The following is a 17384-nucleotide window of genomic DNA, read 5'->3' as shown; positions in this document are numbered from 1 at the left end:
TCTATGCACCCGAATCAGTCCGAATCGGCAGTTTTAGACAGCAATGTGGCAGTGATTGATCGCCCAGCTGCCAAATCTTTGACGATCGTGCCGGAACCAACGGTCTCGGATGATTTTGCACCGAAATTCTGCCTCACTACGAGCAGAACGAGTCCTGCTTCTAAATGGGTATGGCTAGCATTTCTAGTGTCGTTTGCGCTCCATAGTGTTTTGTTATTTGTTCCCACCAAATATGAGCCGAAGTCACCCCCCAAGGCTGAAGTCAAGGAAAAGCAAATTAGAATTACCAAAATACCGAAGCTGAAAAGCACCAAACCACCTTCAAAGATGGTGAAATCTGTTGTTCAGCCACCCGCTCCAAAGCCAGTTGTTCCAAGCCCTACGGCCATTCCCCCCATCCCGAAACTCGAACCAAAGCCCCAACCCCAGCCGGAAGAGCCTCCCAAGCTTCAACCAGAGGCTACGCCTAAAGAAGCCGCACCCACAAGTCCTGCATCTGGGGATGAATCAACTTCCTCCTGGGACGACTTCCCTAATTATCCTGGAGCAAAGCCGAATTGTTTTGGATTAGCCGCCTGCCTCCAAACAAACGATTCCCTGACACAAATCGCTAATTACTACACGAAGGAATTACCCGCAAAACAATATGAGATCAAGCTAGCGGAACACGATCCATTGCGCCAAGTCTTTCAAGTGTCACGCAAGGGAGAAACACAGTTTTTGAGCATTTTGCAAACAGAGAATGGGCAGGCGATCGTGCTATCGGATGCACCCCGCACATTGGATGACCTACGGAAAGCCGTGGAAGTCCCGCCAGAAGTGGCAGCGCTATTGAATGGTTTAGCGGTGGAAAAAGCTGACCCGACCAATTTGGTGCAGCCTGCGTTAGCCTATGCCCCCTCCAAGGACAAGGGCTTTGCGGCGGGTGCCGCTGTACCCAAACCAGAAGTGGTCAATATCAGTTTGGGCACTGGCTATACTGACAACATGATGAGCGAATTCTTTGGTGAACAGCTAAAGAGTAATGGCTATACGGTAATTGATTTGCCAGATTTTGGTGGGGGCAAACTTTATCGCATTGAAAAATCCGGCAATACACCCCTGTTTCTTAGTTTATTACCCTCAAAAACAGGGGATGGTGTGGTGATCATTACCTGGCAAAAGCAGCCCTCCTAGGCTCTCGCATTTTCGCGTTCATTCCATATCTGGCTATACCTATGAATCTTCAGGCTGCGGTGCCTCAAAAAAGCTCATCTTCTACGTCAACTGATATCAAGGATCTCAGTGTGATTGATTTACTACATCATTATAGAAATCGATCGCTCTCCCCAGTTGAAGTGACGCAAGCGGTACTCCGCCAGATTAGACTCACAAATAGCTCAGTGAATGCCTTTGTTCTAGTCGATGAAGCCCGTGCATTAACCGCAGCAAGGGCTTCAGAAGCCCGTTGGCAGCGCGGTGAGCCCTTGGGGTTAGTGGATGGTATTCCCACAACGGTTAAGGATTTGCTGTTGACAACAGGGTGGCCAACCCTGCGAGGGAGTCGGGCAATTTCCCTCCAGCAATCCTGGCAGGAAGATGCACCAGCCGTCGCTCAGTTGCGATCGCAGGGCGCAATTTTTTTGGGCAAAACCACCACTTCAGAATTTGGCTGGAAAGGGGTGACGGAATCACCCTTGAGCGGAATTACGCGCAATCCTTGGAACCTAGAACTCACTCCCGGTGGCAGCAGTGGCGGGGCGGCGGTTGCAGCGGCCTTAAACCTAGGAATGCTGCACATCAGTACCGATGGTGGTGGCTCGACTCGTCAACCTGCCGCATTTACAGGGGTTTTTGGGTTCAAACCGACCTTTGGGCGCGTTGCGGGCTATCCTTCGGCCCATACGGGAACACTGTTTCACATTGGGGTCATTACACGGCGGGTGGCAGATGCGGCCCTGGGATTCAGTGCGATCGCCCATCCCGATCCCCGAGACTGGTATGCACTCCCGGAATCTGGCCAAGACTATTGTCAAGACTTAGGGCGAGGTGTGAAAGGGTTACGAATTGCCTATAGTCCAAACTTAGGTTATGCCGCAGTGGAGCCGGAGGTCGCGGCACTGGTGGAAGAAGCGGTTAAGGTATTTGCGGACTTAGGGGCGATCGTCGAGCAAGTTGATCCAGGATTTGAGAATCCCTACCCTATTTTTCGGACTTTCTGGATTACGGGGGCGGCAAAGCTACTGCGATCGTTGACCGTGGAACAACGGGCGCTGGTTGAGGATGGCCTACAGGCTTCAGCCGCCGCCGGGGAAGCGATTACGCTGGCCGAATATCAACAGGCTCTAGATGCCAGGGAAGCACTCGGACGACAGCTCAGCCTATTTCATCAGAAGTATGATTTATTGCTCACGCCGACCTTACCGATCGTCGCCTTTCCCGTGGGACAAGGCGGGCCACAGTCTGATTTGTATCCCCAAGGGTTGCACTGGACACCCTTTACCTATCCGTTTAACTTGACCCAACAACCCGCTGCATCGGTGCCGATCGGGTTTACAAAAGCTGGTCTACCCGTTGGTTTGCAAATTATCAGTGCTAAATATAACGACGCTTTAGTGCTACAGGCAGCCAAGGCTTACGAAACAGTGCAGCCATTTCAAACCCCAACACTACGATAGTCATGAACCTAAGGACAAATCCAATCGATAACGCGGTTGATCGGATTCAGGGGAATCGGCGATTCTGGACTTCAGAACGCTTGATTTCCCTGACCTCGGTTCTGGTGGTTTTAGTGTTGTGGACAATCGCGACATCCTTCAAGTGGGTTAGTCCGCTATTCTTACCCTCACCGATCGCCGTGTGGTCAGCTTTTCTGAGCATTTTGAGTGAGGGCTACAAAGGCAATTCGCTGGGTTATCACATTTTCCAAAGCATGTATCGGCTATTTGCCGCCCTAGCACTCGCGATCGTGACCGCGATTCCCTTGGGAATGGCCTGTGGTTTCTCCAAATCCGTACGAGCTGCCCTTGATCCCCTGGTTGAATTTTACCGTCCCTTACCACCACTAGCCTATTACACCTTGCTGGTCATTTGGCTGGGCATTGAAAATCCCTCAAAGATTGCCCTCTTGTTTCTTGCGGCGTTTGCACCATTATTTCTCGCTGTTGTATCTGGAGTCCAACGAATATCAGACGATCGCATTAATGGCGCACGATCGCTGGGAGCATCGGGCTGGCAGCTATTTGCCTATGTCATCTTTCCCTCCTGTCTGCCAGAAATTTTTACGGGGTTACGAACCGCGATCGGCGTTGCCTATTCCACCCTAGTGGCAGCGGAAATGGTTGCTGCCGTTTCCGGAATCGGTTGGATGGTATTAGATGCGAGTAAATTTCTCCGAAGTGATGTAATTTTTGTTGGCATTATCACCATGGGAGTGATTGCGATCTTGATCGATATGGTAATCCGCTGGATCGAGAAAAGTCAGCTTCCCTGGATTGGTCGTGATGCGTAGTTGATAGGCTTTAGTTGAGGAGTGAGTGATTATGAATATAAAACGTCGAAATTTGTTGCTTGGGTTGGTGGGTGCCACCGTACCCCTCATTGTATCCAGTTGCGCTAGTGAGCAAGCGGGTCGATCGAGTTCAGATAATGCACCTACAGCTAGTGGCAATAATTCCAAAGCAACTAGCTCCGGTGGCTCCGTGCCAGATAAGATTCGGATTGGTTACCAAGTCATCCCGAATGGGGAGCTCTTAGTGAAAGCCCTGGGACTAGCCGCAAAAGCCTTTCCAAATTCCCAAGTTCAGTACACAAGTTTTGATTCTGGACGCGATGTGAATACCGCGATCGCCGCCAATGGCATTGACTTTGGTTTAGTCGGATCAGTGCCAGCGAGTGTGGGCATTGCCCAGGGCTTGGCCTATCAGGTTTACTTTATTCATGACATTATTGGCTCAGCAGAGGCATTGATTGGCAAAAATGGCATAGGAGCGATCGCAGATCTCAAAGGCAAGAAAGTTGCAACCCCCTTTGGCTCAACCGCTCACTTCTCCCTGGAATCCCTGTTACTACAGGAAAAAATTGATCAGAAGGATGTGAACATCCTCGATCTACAACCGCCAGATATTGTGGCCGCATGGCAAAGGGGTGACATTGACGCAAGCTATGTTTGGGAACCGAATCTTGGCAAACTCAAAAAAGACGGCGGCCAAATTATCACGACCTCCGCTGAGGTTGCCAAGAAAGGGATTATTACTGCGGATGTCGGAGTGGTGCGCAAGGAGTTTGCCGAGAAATATCCAGATGTCGTGAAAAAATATATCACCCTCCTTGATGAAGCAGTCAAAATCTATCGCACCGATCCGAAAACTGCGATCGCGGCCCTAGCCAAGGAAATTAACATCACTCCAGCGGAAACAGAAGCCGGAACCAACGGCGTAATTTGGCTCGATTCAACGGAACAAAAGGATGCCAAATATTTGGGTTCAGCCAGCCAGCCTGGGGATTTCGCCAAAATTCTCAAGAGTTCTGCTGATTTCGCCGTAACTCAGAAAAAAATCAATGCTGCTCCGGATTTAGTCGCCTATCAACAGGCAATTTATGCCAAGCAATAGCCGCCTCTCATGTCTCACCCTTCTCGCATTGAGGAACCTGGAAGATGACAGTCCAAAGTAATATTCCAGTTACATCCGCAAAACTTGCTCCGAGTGTTGCCCAGCTCGTCAACATTGGCGTTAGTTTTAGTGATGGCAATGAGCGCCACGAAGTTTTGAAGAATATTAACCTGGCGTTGTCCACTGGTGATTTTGTCTGTGTTCTCGGTTCCTCTGGTTGTGGCAAAACCACTTTGCTGCGAGTGCTGGCAGCCTACCAAAAACCAACTCAAGGCTCCATCTTGGTGGCAGGCAAACCCCATACAGCACCCAATGCCGATGTTGGCGTCGTCTTTCAGCGACCTAATTTGTTTCCTTGGTTATCGATCGCCCGCAATGTTGAATTCGGCCTGCACATGAAAGGGGTTGCCAAACTAGAACGCAAACAGCGGGCCTCGGCAGTACTGGACATGGTCGATCTGGCCCATGCAGCCCATTTGTTGCCCTATCAACTGTCTGGCGGTATGCAGCAACGAGCCGCGATCGCCCGTACCTTAGCCGCCGAGCCCCAAATCATCCTGATGGATGAACCCTTTGGGGCATTAGATGCCCTCACCCGTGAGGCGATGCAAACCCACCTGCGGGGGATTTGGCAAAAAACCCAGAAAACTATCTTTTTTATCACCCACGATGTAGAGGAGGCATTGCTCCTATCAACCCGGATTCTCGTGATGCACGCTCGTCCTGGTCGGATTGTCAAGGAAATTGCGAATCCATTTGCCCAGCGATCACTCGATGAGTCCGCCTCGATTCTCCGGGTTTCCCAAGATTTTGTCGAAATGCGAGAACTACTGGTTAATAGTATTCGAAGTGATCAAATAGAATCGTTAGACACACGAATAATATGAGATCCATAAAATTTGTATTACAGACGACTCGCTCAATCAGATAGCATTTCTATAATATTGAGGAATTGTTAGGCTTTTCCCCTCTAGCACGTTGCTGTTCTAACACTCATCTGATTTTGTGAATTGCAATGGAATAGGAAAGATAGAATTAATCTATTTGACTCTGCTGACATTTCCCTTTCCATTGTTTGGCGCTTCTTTGTAATAAGGGAATTATGTCCGTGTCTACTAACGTGTCGATTCATTCTGAAACAGAATTGCAACTCACTGCTGATGTCCTAGTCATTGGGGGAGGCCCTGCTGCTGCCTGGGCGGCTTGGTCTGCGGCAACCCAAGGTGCGAAGGTGATTGTAGTGGATAAGGGCTTTTTAGGTACCAGTGGAGCTGCCGCCGCCAGTGGCAACGGTATTATGGCTCCCAGTCCAGAGCATTGGGAACGAGTCAGCCAGGAACGTTATCGTTTGGGCAAAGATCTCGCCGATCGCCGCTGGATTGAGCGTGTCATTGAAAAAACCTGGCTCAGTTTGCCCCTTGTAGAAGCCTGGGGGTATCGCTTTCCCAAGGAAAATGGGGAATCGGTGCGCCAGAGTTATTACGGCCCTGAATATATGCGTATTCTGCGCAAAACCTTACTGCGGATTGGGGTACAAATTTTCGATCAAAGCCCAGCCTTGGAGCTTTTGCTAGCCGAAGATGGGGCCGTGGCAGGGGCGCGGGGTATCCAGCGACAACACAATCGGGCCTATACCGTTCGAGCTGGGGCCGTGGTGTTAGCCAATGGGGGCTGTGCTTTTTTAAGTAAAGCCTTGGGTTGCAATACCAATACGGGCGACGGTCTCTTGATGGCGGCAGAGGTCGGGGGCGAACTGTCCAGTATGGAGTCCTCCAATCACTATGCAATTTCGACGGCCTTTAATGCCACGGTGACGCGCGGAGTACCCTTTGGTTGGGCCACCTTTACCGATGAAGCAGGCAACGATTTGGGCGGCTACATCAATGGGCGTCGGGATCCGACTTTTTTGCCTAGAGCCCTGCTCCAAGGGCCGGTCTATGCCCAGTTGGATCGAGCCACCCCTGAAGTCAAAGCGGTCATTGAAAAATCCCACTTTATTGCCTTTTTGCCCTACAAAAAAGCAGAGATTGATCCCTACACAGAACGGGTACCCGTGACCCTGCTGCTGGAGGGAACTGTGCGAGGGACGGGGGGCATTCGGCTGGTGGCTGATGACTGCGCTACGACGGTTCCCGGTTTGTACGCGGCAGGGGATGCAGCCTCCCGAGAATTTTTGGCGGGGCTGACCTCGGGGGGTGGGGGGCCTAATGCGGCTTGGGCCATTTCCACGGGGCAATGGGCAGGAGCGGGGGCCGCAGCCTTTGCCAAAAGTCTGGGGGATCAAAGCCATACCCGGAAGGTTTCTCCCGCAGGACAGGCTGGATTACGATCGACCCAACGCAATCCAGGGGCTTTAGATCGGGAACCCTTTGATAGTGCAGCGATCGTCCAAGGCGTCCAAGCGGAAGTCTTTCCTTTAGAAAAAAATTACTTCCGGTCTGAGGCGGGTTTGGTTCATTCCTTAGCCCAATTGGACAGCCTCTGGCAACAGGTTCAGGGAACCCCCAAACAAGATACCGTGCGGGATGTGGAATTTTCGCGCCGTGCTGCTGCCCTCACTGCCGTGGCCCGCTGGGGCTGCTTTAGTGCGCTCCATCGGACCGAAACTCGCGGGGAACATCTGCGCGTCGATTATCCCAACACCGATCCCCAACAACGGTATTACCAAGCATTGGGAGGTCTAGATCAGCTCTGGGTGAGGCGCGACTGGATTGGCGATCGAAGTGAGACGATCGCCAATTCCATCACAGCGTCCAATCCCACCGCCATTGCAACTGTTAATCCATCGAGCAATCCGTCTGAACTCACCGTTGCTGCAGGAGGAGCCCTATGATTGAGCTAGTCAGCCATCAACGTTGCATTAGTTGTAATGTTTGCGTTCAGGTGTGTCCAACCAATGTTTTTGATGCAGTCCCTGACCAACCGCCCGTGATTGCACGCCAAGCGGATTGTCAAACCTGCTTTATGTGTGAAGCCTACTGTCCAGCGGATGCTCTCTACGTGGCCCCCCAATCCCACACGCAGGTTCCCGTGGATGAAGCCGCACTCATCGATCGCGACATCCTCGGAGAATATCGCCGTATCTTGGGGTGGGGCTACGGCAGAAAGAATAATAGCGACCAAGACGCAGCGCATAAACTTCGGCAATTGCCCCGTCCCTACCAAAGTCAGGCGTAATCCACTCCCATGCATACGATTCCCATGCATACGATCTCTGCTCACCATGGGGTGCCTGACTCGGAATTCCCGTCCCAGAAAATCATCCTTCGTCCCTACCAACCCCAGGATGCCCCAGCTGTTGTCGATCTTTGGCATCGTACCTGGCATCAAACCTTCCCCGATCTACAACATCCCCAGTCCTACGCCGGTTGGCAAACCAAATTTCAGCAGGAGCTTCTGGCCCAAGCTGTTATCTGGGTAGCAGCGATCGCAGAGCCAGCCAATGATCTAATTAACGATTCAGTGGGGAATCCCATTGGCAATCAGATTAGCAATCTAACGGGTGATCCAATTGCTGATCAGAGTAATCATCAAAGGATCGGCATCCCTCAGCAGGCAGACAACGATCGACCCGATCGCATTGTTGGCTTTGTTGCCGTTGTACTGGAAACGCAATTTGTGGATCAACTATTTGTGGATTCTCGTTATCACGATCGGGGCATTGGTTCTGCTTTGCTCAATCAGGCCAAACAACTCTGTCCCCAAGGACTCACGCTGGACACCTTGCAGATTAATCTCAAAGCCCGCAAATTCTATGAGCGCCATGGGTTTAAACCAGGGCAGTTTTCCGTGAATGCATTTAATGGTCAACCCAATGTGAAATACCATTGGCAACCTTGAGTTTCTTCCCTTGAATACGCTCTCTTGTCTTCTCTGTTCCTGATATTTCCCCCTGAATTCCTTTTTTGAATTGGCTCTCGTGCACACTCTGATCATGACGATCCCCCCCCTCAGCAGAAAACAATGGCTGCCTTGTCTACTCACGATCGTGATGCTATGGCTGGGGGCACTGTGGTTCAGTCCCACAGTCTGGGCGGCTCCCCTTTGTCCGGTGGGCATGCAATGGATTGCAGGGGGAAGCTTTCAAATGGGTTCAGATGACCCGCGTTTTCCAGAGGAACGATCGGCGGATCAGGTCACCCTGGATAACTTTTGTATTGATCAAACCGAAGTCACCAATGCCCAATTTGCGGAATTTGTCCAAGCAACGGGATACATGACCGTCGCAGAACGGCCCCTCTCCCCAGCGCAGTTTCCTGACTTGCCAGAGGATCAACGATCGCCCGGTTCCTTGGTGTTTCGTGCCCCCGCCGCCGATGCAAAGTCAGTGCCCCTCCTGAGTTGGTGGTATTGGACAGTTGGTGCGAACTGGCGACATCCCTCTGGCCCAGACAGCACGATCGTGGGTAAAGAGAACCATCCCGTCGTTCATATCGCCTACGAAGATGCAGTTGCCTATGCCCAGTGGGCCGGAAAATCCCTACCCACGGAAGCCCAATGGGAATTCGCTGCGAGGGGCGGCTTAGACGGTGCAACCTACAGTTGGGGCAACCAGTATGCTGCCGATAAAGCCAATACTTGGCAAGGGTTGTTTCCTATCTTGAATACCCAAGCCGATGGCTACGGCGGTACGGCCCCCGTTGGCTCTTTTCCTGCGAACGGCTATGGACTGTATGACATGACCGGAAATGTGTGGGAATGGACGGCGGATTGGTACCACACGGGTCACGCCAGTCACGCCCATCAACACAATCCCACCGGCCCCAACGCCTCCCAGAGTTTTGATCCCAATAAACCCAGGGATGGGGCTCTCCACGTCATCAAAGGAGGCTCTTACCTCTGTGCTGTGAATTATTGCAGTCGGTTTCGTCCAGCGGCGCGGGAATCCGAATCCCCCGACACTGGTACCACCCACATTGGATTTCGCTTGGTCAAAAATCTTCCCTCGGGCTCTTTCCCCACGATCGAACTGGAAAGTTGATATCTAGTTCAACCGTTAACTCAACCGTTAGTTCAACTGTTAATTCAACATCCAGTTCGACATTCAGTTCGACATCAGGAAATACAACCTATGAAAACAGTTCGTTTCATTCGAGGGTTCCATCCCCAGCACCTGCCTCGCTTGCGGTTACTAACCCTGCTGCAATTACGATCGCTCCTGGGACGCATCACAAAATTTTTGACGATCGTGTTGCTGAGCCTCACGAGCTTTCTGCCGTTACCTGCTTGGGCCGCGACCTCCAAAGTCCTCCCAATTCCTGAGCCACCGTTCCAAGGCAAAATTGGCCTAACCTACAAAGACTCCCAACCGGACTTTCCCAAACCCATCACCGCCCCGGCCAAGGCCCCCAACGTTTTGCTCGTGCTGCTGGATGACGAAGGCTTTGGGCAAACCAGCACCTTTGGGGGCCCGATCGCCACTCCAGAACTGACCGCCCTCGCCGATCGAGGATTGCGCTACAACCAATTCCACGTCACCGCCCTTTGCTCCCCGACCCGAGCCGCTCTACTCACCGGGCGCAATCACCATTCCGTCGGCACTGGGGTCGTCCAGGAAATTGCCTCCGGCTATCCCGGCTATAACAGCATTTTGCCGAGGAGTGCCGCGACGGTGGCGGAAGTGCTCCAACAAAACGGCTATAGCACTGCCGCCTTTGGCAAATGGCATAACACCCCGGATTATGAAACCAGTGCCGCTGGCCCCTTCGATCGCTGGCCGACCCATCTAGGCTTTGATTACTTCTATGGCTTTTTAGGCGGTGATACGAACCAGTGGAGTCCCGCTCTTGTTGAAAATACCAAGCATATTCAAGCTCCCCTCAACGATCCCAACTATCACCTCACCCGTGACCTCGCGGATCACGCGATTAATTGGATTCAGACCCAGCAATCGATCGCCCCAGATAAACCCTTCTTTGCCTACTTCGCCACGGGCGCAACCCACGCCCCCCACCATGCCCCCAAGGAGTGGATTGAACGGTACAAAGGCAAATTTGATCAGGGTTGGGATAAATTGCGCGAGGAAACCTTTGCCCGCCAGAAACAGCTAGGGGTCATTCCTGCCAATGCGCAATTAACGCCGCGCCCCGCCGAACTGCCCGCCTGGGATTCCCTCTCCAAGGAAGACCAAAAGCTGTTTGCCCACCAGGCGGAAGTCTTTTCTGGATTTACGGCCCATACCGATGCGCAGGTGGGACGGGTGATTCATGCGATCGATCAGTTAGGTGAATTAGATAACACCCTTGTGATCTACATTGCTGGGGATAACGGAGCCAGTGCAGAAGGAGGCTTAACCGGGAGCGTTAACGAATTGAAGGTGTTTAACGGGGTGCCTGAAGATCGCCAACAGGTGCTAGCGGCCTTGGATGATTTAGGCAGCCCCAAAACCTTTAATCACTTCCATGCGGCTTGGGCCTGGGCCGTCAATACCCCCTTCCAATGGACTAAACAAATTGCCTCCCACTTTGGCGGCACCCGCGATCCCCTTATTATTGCCTGGGGTGATCGGATTCAGGATCGGGGCGGGCTGCGGACGCAATTTCACCATGTGATTGATATTGCCCCCACGATTTTGGAAGCCGCTGGAGTTACGGCTCCCACGGTGGTGAATGGTGTGGAACAACAACCGATCGAAGGCACCAGCTTGGTGTATACCTTTGACCATCCGGAGGAACCCTCCCACCGCACTACCCAATACTTTGAAATGTTTGGTAATCGGGCGATCTACGATCGGGGCTGGGTGGCTGCGGCCCGCCATGGTCGGTTGCCTTGGGAAGCTGTTTCCAAAACCACCTTTGATCAAGATACCTGGGAGCTCTACAACATTGCTGAAGACTTCAGTGAAGCCAACAATCTAGCCGCGCAAAATCCAACCAAATTGCAGCAATTGCAAAAACTATTTCTGACCGAGGCCCAGAAGCACCAGGTCTTGCCGCTAGACGATCGTCTGCTCAAGCGGTTTGATGTCAGCACCAGACCCAGCCTAGTTCAGGGACGAACCCATTTTGTCTACTATCCCGGAACCGAAGGCGTCCCCGAAGCCAGCGCACCGGACATTAAAAACAAATCCTTCAGCATTACCGCTGATGTGCAGCTTCAGGATGATGATGCAGAAGGCGTATTAGTCTCCCAGGGGGGACGGTTTGCGGGATGGAGCTTCTTCTTAGACGACGGTAAACCCACCTTTGCGTACAACTTCCTGGGTAACGATCGCACCTTAATCCGAGCCTCGGAAAAAGTTAGCGAAGGAACAACTCAATTGAAATTTGAGTTCCAGTCCGATGGTGGCAAGCCCGGAGCAGGCGGCATTGGCAAATTATTTATCAACGGCCAGCAGGTCGGAGAAGGACGCATTCCCCAAACCGTTGCCTACCGTTGGGGCTTAGATGAAACCTTTGATATTGGTCGGGATCTGGGAACTCCAGTCATTGAGAACTACAAGGTGCCCTTCGCCTTCACCGGCAACTTACAGAAAGTCACCCTTGATCTCAAACAGGCGTAAGTTTGCAAAAAACTGCTAGTCAGTTTTTCAGACCGATTACTTTTTTAGCTCGATCACAATGCAACGAGCCCACTTCACAACATCAACTTCACAACGATTACGCAGGAGAAATAAAGATGCCTAAGGATTGGTTTGAATGGCATGATCTCTATCAGAGCGAGGAACGGCTCCAACAACGCCTTGAAATTGTGCAGGGGTATATTACCCGATCGCTCGATGCCCAACCCCCTGGCCGAATTCAGATTGTGAGTGCCTGTGCGGGGGACGGGCGCGATTTACGGGGCGCATTGCTCAACCATCCCCGCCGCGCCGATGTTTCCGCCCGATTAGTTGAACTCAATCCACAATTGGTGGAACAGGGTCAAGCCGCGATCGAGCAAGCCGGGTTAGCCAGCCAAATTGAGCTCCTGCAGGGCGATGCAACCCTCTCGGATAACTACGCAGGGGCGGTTCCTGCGGATATCGTGCTCGTCTGCGGAATTTTTGGCAACTTGGCGGATGAAGCGGCCCTACAGCAACTTATTGGCAACCTAAAATTCTTGGCAAAAACGGGCGCATTAGTCGCTTGGACGAGGGGCCATCGGGATGGCATTGCCTATTCTGACCTTGTGCGGCAGACCTTCCAAGGGGCTCAGTTTGAAGAAGTAGACTTCCAGTTAACCGCCACCGGAGATATGGGTGTTGGGTTGCATCGCTATTTAGGGACACCTGCCCCCCTACCGGCCAATCAGCACCTCTTTGTTTTTTCTGGCAGTCCCGATCGGGCGGTTGCTCCTACCTGAAAACCCCATGAATGAAACTTTCCACGAACTTCTGAGAACGATCGAAGGTGTCATTGATCTCCGCCTAGTCAATAAGCTCACCTTCCTCGTTCTCATTTTGTCCATGCTCCTGGACACCGGTTTTAGTCTCACGCTTCAGCAAATCTGGGAACCCTTGCGGAATGTGCGACTCATCCTGAAGTCGCTACTCGCTAACTTTATCCTGGTTCCGCTCTTTGTGTATGGGCTATTGCAGGTTGCGCCCTTGGATCATTCCGTTCAGATTGGTTTAACGATTCTGGCGGTTGCGGCGGGCCCTCCTGTCTTGCCCAAGCTGGCCCAACTCGTGCAAGGCAATTTAGCCTATGCCGCAGGGGTGATGCTGTTGATGATGGGGCTAACGGCAATTTATATGCCCTTTGCCTTTACCTTTGTTCTACAGGATGTGCAGGTGAGCCCCTGGGATATCATCAAACCCCTTTTGACCCTCATGCTGATTCCACTGGCCTTGGGTCTGGTTATCCGGGCTACCAATGCGTCGATCGCGGCAACCCTGCAACCCTGGATGCGGAAGATTTCTAGCATTGGTTTAGTGATCGGGTTGACGAGTTCATTTCTGCTCCAAGTGGATAGCTTAATCCTCATGGTTAAAACGGGTGCAATTTTAGCGATCGCGGGATTTATTCTGGTATCCTTTTTAATTGGTTATCTCTTAGGTGGCCCAGCAGAAGACACCAAACGCACCCTCGCTGTTGGAACTGCCCAGCGTAACATTGCTGCCGCATTGCTGGTTGCAGGGACAAATTTTGATGATCCCACCGTCGTCAGTGTAATTGTCGTAACGAGTTTTTCACTGTTCATCATCATCCGTCTGATTGCTAAGCAAGTCTTTAGTAATGCTGAAACGATCAAAGTTGAGCAAGCGGAGGCTTCTTAATGAAAAATTGGCTGATTGATTGATTAGTTCGCTCCCCAGGAATGGGGCAATCAACTCAGTTCTCGAAGGAATTGCAATAATTTTCTGGAGGCTATTATGGCAAGACTCAGGCTAGAAAATGGTCAAGTGCTCACAGATTTAGATCGCATTAAGGAGGTTCTGCAACCTCTGGATATTCAGTTACACCATTGGCCGATCGGAGATAATCCTGAACTCAAGGTGCTTTTGGCCCAGGATAGCCTCAACGATACCGAAAAAGAAGCGGTATTGTTGACCTTCGATCACTATTTTCAACAACTTCAACAATCCGATGGTTATCAGAATCGGGATTTGGTAGTTTTGCATCCAAAGGTTCCCAATCTCGATGAATTGTTGGCAAAGTTTGATAAGATTCATACTCATGCTGATGATGAAATCCGCTACATCATTGATGGAGAAGGTATTTTTGGCTTTGTTTTACCCGATGAGAGTCAAGTTGAGTTGACGGTTTATCCTGAAGAATATATCAACGTTCCAGCGGGTACTGAACATTGGTTTGTTTTGACGGAAACTCGTCAGATTAAGGCGATTCGTTACTTTACTGGAACGGATGGTTGGGTACCAGAATATACAGGCCGGGACGTGCACTTTCAACCCGTTTCTCTCTAGGGTTGTCTCTCTTTAGGGTTGTCTATTGTGAGTCCTTTGTGAGTTCTTTCCCAACGCTGGTGAGGAATTTCCTAGTTAAGGATTTGATTTGATCTTTCGCGTGTGAGGTTGAGATTGATGGCATTACAAGCACCTATTTTTTTGACAGCGCTCTGGCAGCGCATTCAGCCTCGCTTTGCCCGATCGTCGTTGCAAGCCTTTTTATCGTTCATGGCGATCGGGTTAAGTCTCAGTTTAGTTGTCTCCGCTTGCTCTTCTGGAAGTCAAAACAATCAGGCGACTTCTCCGAATAGTTCACCTAGCAACAATGCGAACTCTGCTAACAGTGGCCTAGTCGTCAAAATTGGTTATCAGAAGGCTGCAACAATTCTGAGTTTATTGAAAGAAAATAAGGACTTGGAAAAAGCCCTAGCGGCTTCTGGAGGAACGGTGCAGTGGGCTGAGTTTCCGGCAGGGCCGCCGCTATTGGAAGCGATGAATTCTGGTTCCGTCGATTTTGGCTATACCGGAGAAGCGCCGCCCATTTTTGCCCAGGCTGCTGGGACACCTGTGCGCTACGTGGCCTACGATCCCCTCTCAACGAAAGCTGAAGCGATCGTGGTTCCCAAGGATTCACCCATCCAAAAGTTGGAGGATTTGAAGGGTAAAAAAATTGCCTTTGCCAAAGGTTCGAATACCAATTACTTGGTCGTCAAGGCGTTGGAGTCCGTTGGGCTCAGCTTGAGCGATGTGGATGTGGTGCATTTAACCCCCGCAGATGCCCGTGCTGCCTTTGAAACTGGCAAAGTGGATGCTTGGGCTATCTGGGATCCCTACCTAGCTGTGGCAGAAACCAAGATCGGCGCTAAGCAGATTGTGGATGCAACGGGTTTGGCCCCGAACAAAGGCTATTACCTAGCTTCACAATCCTTTATTGACAAGCATCCTGAGGTATTGAAAACCGTTTTGGATGAAGTGAGGAAACGTAGCGATTGGGCTAAGAGCAATCCTACGGAAGTTACAAAATTTTTGGCACCTAGCTTGGGCATTGACCCAGCTCCCTTAGAACTGGCAGAAAAGCGCCGGGAGTATGGAGTCTTGCCACTGACGGCGGAAATTATTGCTAAACAGCAGGAAATTGCGGATACGTTTAGCAAAATTAAGTTGATCCCCAAGGAGATTAAGGTTCAGGATATTGTTTGGAAGGGGAACTCATGATGGTAGCCACTGCGGAAGAGATTGCTTTTGATCCAGAAAATCCCATCGTAGATCGCCTCCTTACGGATATTCTGGTAATTGGTGGTGGAACGGCGGGCACAATGGCTGGGATTAAGGCAAAACAGGCCAATCCTGATGCGGATGTGTTGATTTTGGAAAAGGCTAATATTCGCCGCAGTGGCGCGATCGCGATGGGCATGGATGGGGTTAACACGGCGGTGATTCCCGGCCATGCCACCCCAGAAAAGTATGTACGCGAAGTCACGATCGCCAACGATGGCATCGTTCAACAGAAAGCCGTTTTGCAAACCGCAACCCTAGGTTACGAGACCATTCAGGAACTCGAACGTTGGGGCGTCCAATTCCAAAAAGACCCCGAGGGTAACTACGATGTCAAGCAGGTGCATCGGGTGGGCAAATATGTGCTGCCCATGCCCCAAGGCAAAGACCTCAAACCCATTCTGACGCGCCAAGTTAAACGTCATAAAGTGCGGGTGCTGAATCGGGTGATGGCGACGCGGATCATTGTGCAGGAGGGGCGGACGATCGGGGCGATCGGCTTTGATGTGCGTAATGGCAATTTTGTGGTGATTCAGGCGAAGGCGGTCATTCTGTCTACGGGCGCTTGTGGGCGTTTGGGCCTGCCCGCTTCGGGCTATCTCTACGGCACCTACGAAAACCCCACCAACGCGGGGGACGGCTATTCCATGGCCTACCATGCCGGAGCTGAGTTATCCAATATCGAATGCTTTCAAATTAACCCGCTGATTAAAGATTACAACGGGCCTGCCTGTGCTTACGTGGCGGGCCCCTTTGGAGCCTATACAACCAATGCCGAGGGCCACCGCTTCATTAATTGCGATTATTGGAGTGGCCAAATGATGCTGGAAATTTGGAAGGAATTAAATTCCGGTAAAGGCCCGATCCAATTGCAGATGACCCATTTGGATGAAGCCACCATTGCCGAAATTGAGTCGATTCTTTGGAGCAATGAACGCCCCAGTCGCGATCGCTTCCATGCAGGACGCGGGGAAAATTACCGCACCCATGGCATTGAAATGAATATTTCGGAAATCGGGCTATGTAGTGGCCACAGTGCTTCTGGGGTGTGGGTGAATGAGCGGGCGGAAACGACTGTTCTAGGGCTATACGCCGCGGGGGATATGGCGAGTGTACCCCATAACTATATGATTGGGGCCTTTGTCTATGGCCGCATTGCGGGAGAACAGGCAGCGCACTATGCCCGATCGGTGCCTCATGTCGAGCCAGATGGGGATTTATTAGCGGCGGAACGCACTCGAATTTATGCTCCCTTAACCCGTCCCAATGGGATTCCCCACACCCAAGTGGAATACAAACTACGGCGCTTGGTGAATGATTACCTGCAACCGCCCAAGGTCACGAATAAGATGGAAATTGGCTTGCAGCATTTTGTGCGCTATCACGACACCTTAGACCAAATGGGTGCAAGGGATCCCCATGAGCTAATGCGTTGTATGGAGGTGCATTTTATTCGAGACTGTGCGGAAATGGCGGCGCGGGCTTCGCTCTATCGGCGTGAGAGCCGTTGGGGATTGTATCATTACCGTGTGGATTATCCCGATCGTAATGATGCAGAATGGTTTTGTCATGTTAATTTGAAACAAGTTGCACCCAACGAAATGCAATTGTTTAAGCGATCGATTGATCCCTACATCATTGATGTGGATTTGCAAACAGAAGTTTACGATGTCGCTGTGAGGTAAGGT

At 51.4% G+C, this 17384-nt stretch carries 15 protein-coding genes; all 15 read left to right on the top strand.

The window, feature by feature from the left end:
- Positions 1-3: 3 nt before the first annotated feature.
- The gene (locus ACN4EG_RS06390) at positions 4-1176 is read left to right on the top strand and encodes a hypothetical protein (protein WP_431628477.1); all 1173 of its coding nucleotides are present in this window, start codon (positions 4-6) and stop codon (positions 1174-1176) included.
- 41 nt (positions 1177-1217) lie between these two features.
- Positions 1218-2657, top strand: coding sequence for an amidase (locus ACN4EG_RS06385; RefSeq protein ID WP_431628476.1), 1440 nt, complete (start codon positions 1218-1220; stop codon positions 2655-2657).
- Between the two features lie 2 nt (positions 2658-2659).
- Positions 2660-3490 (top strand): ABC transporter permease, encoded by an 831-nt coding sequence (locus ACN4EG_RS06380; protein ID WP_431628475.1) that lies wholly within the window; start codon positions 2660-2662, stop codon positions 3488-3490.
- Positions 3491-3521: 31 nt separating this feature from the next.
- On the top strand, positions 3522-4592 hold the full coding sequence (locus ACN4EG_RS06375; RefSeq protein WP_431628474.1) for a taurine ABC transporter substrate-binding protein: 1071 nt from the start codon (positions 3522-3524) through the stop codon (positions 4590-4592).
- A 44-nt stretch (positions 4593-4636) separates the two neighbouring features.
- Positions 4637-5479 (top strand): ABC transporter ATP-binding protein, encoded by an 843-nt coding sequence (locus ACN4EG_RS06370; RefSeq protein ID WP_431628473.1) that lies wholly within the window; start codon positions 4637-4639, stop codon positions 5477-5479.
- Between the two features lie 221 nt (positions 5480-5700).
- Positions 5701-7425: an FAD-dependent oxidoreductase gene (locus ACN4EG_RS06365; protein ID WP_431628471.1), complete on the top strand. Its 1725-nt coding sequence runs from the start codon at positions 5701-5703 to the stop codon at positions 7423-7425.
- A complete protein-coding gene (locus ACN4EG_RS06360) occupies positions 7422-7769 on the top strand; it encodes a 4Fe-4S binding protein (protein ID WP_431628469.1) in 348 nt (115 codons plus the stop codon). Before ACN4EG_RS06365 ends, ACN4EG_RS06360 begins: the two co-directional genes overlap by 4 nt.
- A 9-nt stretch (positions 7770-7778) precedes the next feature.
- On the top strand, positions 7779-8432 hold the full coding sequence (locus ACN4EG_RS06355) for a GNAT family N-acetyltransferase (protein ID WP_431628468.1): 654 nt from the start codon (positions 7779-7781) through the stop codon (positions 8430-8432).
- A 94-nt stretch (positions 8433-8526) separates the two neighbouring features.
- A complete protein-coding gene (locus ACN4EG_RS06350) occupies positions 8527-9573 on the top strand; it encodes a formylglycine-generating enzyme family protein (protein ID WP_431628467.1) in 1047 nt (348 codons plus the stop codon).
- A 90-nt stretch (positions 9574-9663) separates the two neighbouring features.
- Positions 9664-12093: a sulfatase-like hydrolase/transferase gene (locus tag ACN4EG_RS06345; RefSeq protein WP_431628466.1), complete on the top strand. Its 2430-nt coding sequence runs from the start codon at positions 9664-9666 to the stop codon at positions 12091-12093.
- Between the two features lie 116 nt (positions 12094-12209).
- On the top strand, positions 12210-12875 hold the full coding sequence (locus ACN4EG_RS06340) for a class I SAM-dependent methyltransferase family protein (protein ID WP_431628465.1): 666 nt from the start codon (positions 12210-12212) through the stop codon (positions 12873-12875).
- A gap of 7 nt (positions 12876-12882) precedes the next feature.
- Entirely contained in the window at positions 12883-13791 is a 909-nt protein-coding gene (locus ACN4EG_RS06335; protein ID WP_431628464.1) for a bile acid:sodium symporter family protein, read from the top strand.
- 96 nt (positions 13792-13887) lie between these two features.
- Positions 13888-14439, top strand: a complete 552-nt coding sequence (locus ACN4EG_RS06330) for a 1,2-dihydroxy-3-keto-5-methylthiopentene dioxygenase (RefSeq protein WP_431628463.1) — start codon at positions 13888-13890, stop codon at positions 14437-14439.
- A 117-nt stretch (positions 14440-14556) separates the two neighbouring features.
- Positions 14557-15636, top strand: a complete 1080-nt coding sequence (locus ACN4EG_RS06325; RefSeq protein WP_431628462.1) for a sulfonate ABC transporter substrate-binding protein — start codon at positions 14557-14559, stop codon at positions 15634-15636.
- Positions 15633-17381, top strand: coding sequence for a fumarate reductase/succinate dehydrogenase flavoprotein subunit (locus ACN4EG_RS06320; protein ID WP_431628461.1), 1749 nt, complete (start codon positions 15633-15635; stop codon positions 17379-17381). The genes ACN4EG_RS06325 and ACN4EG_RS06320 overlap by 4 nt, the downstream gene beginning before the upstream one ends.
- Positions 17382-17384: the final 3 nt, after the last annotated feature.

The organism is Alkalinema pantanalense CENA528 (genome assembly GCF_050753345.1).
GTDB classification, from domain to species: domain Bacteria; phylum Cyanobacteriota; class Cyanobacteriia; order Leptolyngbyales; family Leptolyngbyaceae; genus Alkalinema; species Alkalinema pantanalense.
Note: the sequence above shows the minus strand (reverse complement) of the source record. Positions and strands in the feature narration are given on the sequence as shown.

Excerpts from the sequence above, each read along its gene's own strand:
- ACN4EG_RS06355 (WP_431628468.1), top strand. The coding sequence starts at position 7,779 with ATGCATACGATTCCCATGCATACGATCTCTGCTCACCATGGGGTGCCT.
- ACN4EG_RS06325 (WP_431628462.1), top strand. The coding sequence starts at position 14,557 with ATGGCATTACAAGCACCTATTTTTTTGACAGCGCTCTGGCAGCGCATT.
- ACN4EG_RS06370 (WP_431628473.1), top strand. The coding sequence starts at position 4,637 with ATGACAGTCCAAAGTAATATTCCAGTTACATCCGCAAAACTTGCTCCG.
- ACN4EG_RS06320 (WP_431628461.1), top strand. The coding sequence starts at position 15,633 with ATGATGGTAGCCACTGCGGAAGAGATTGCTTTTGATCCAGAAAATCCC.
- ACN4EG_RS06340 (WP_431628465.1), top strand. The coding sequence starts at position 12,210 with ATGCCTAAGGATTGGTTTGAATGGCATGATCTCTATCAGAGCGAGGAA.
- ACN4EG_RS06350 (WP_431628467.1), top strand. The coding sequence starts at position 8,527 with ATGACGATCCCCCCCCTCAGCAGAAAACAATGGCTGCCTTGTCTACTC.
- ACN4EG_RS06380 (WP_431628475.1), top strand. The coding sequence starts at position 2,660 with ATGAACCTAAGGACAAATCCAATCGATAACGCGGTTGATCGGATTCAG.
- ACN4EG_RS06360 (WP_431628469.1), top strand. The coding sequence starts at position 7,422 with ATGATTGAGCTAGTCAGCCATCAACGTTGCATTAGTTGTAATGTTTGC.
- ACN4EG_RS06345 (WP_431628466.1), top strand. The coding sequence starts at position 9,664 with ATGAAAACAGTTCGTTTCATTCGAGGGTTCCATCCCCAGCACCTGCCT.
- ACN4EG_RS06375 (WP_431628474.1), top strand. The coding sequence starts at position 3,522 with ATGAATATAAAACGTCGAAATTTGTTGCTTGGGTTGGTGGGTGCCACC.
- ACN4EG_RS06330 (WP_431628463.1), top strand. The coding sequence starts at position 13,888 with ATGGCAAGACTCAGGCTAGAAAATGGTCAAGTGCTCACAGATTTAGAT.
- ACN4EG_RS06385 (WP_431628476.1), top strand. The coding sequence starts at position 1,218 with ATGAATCTTCAGGCTGCGGTGCCTCAAAAAAGCTCATCTTCTACGTCA.
- ACN4EG_RS06335 (WP_431628464.1), top strand. The coding sequence starts at position 12,883 with ATGAATGAAACTTTCCACGAACTTCTGAGAACGATCGAAGGTGTCATT.
- ACN4EG_RS06390 (WP_431628477.1), top strand. The coding sequence starts at position 4 with ATGCACCCGAATCAGTCCGAATCGGCAGTTTTAGACAGCAATGTGGCA.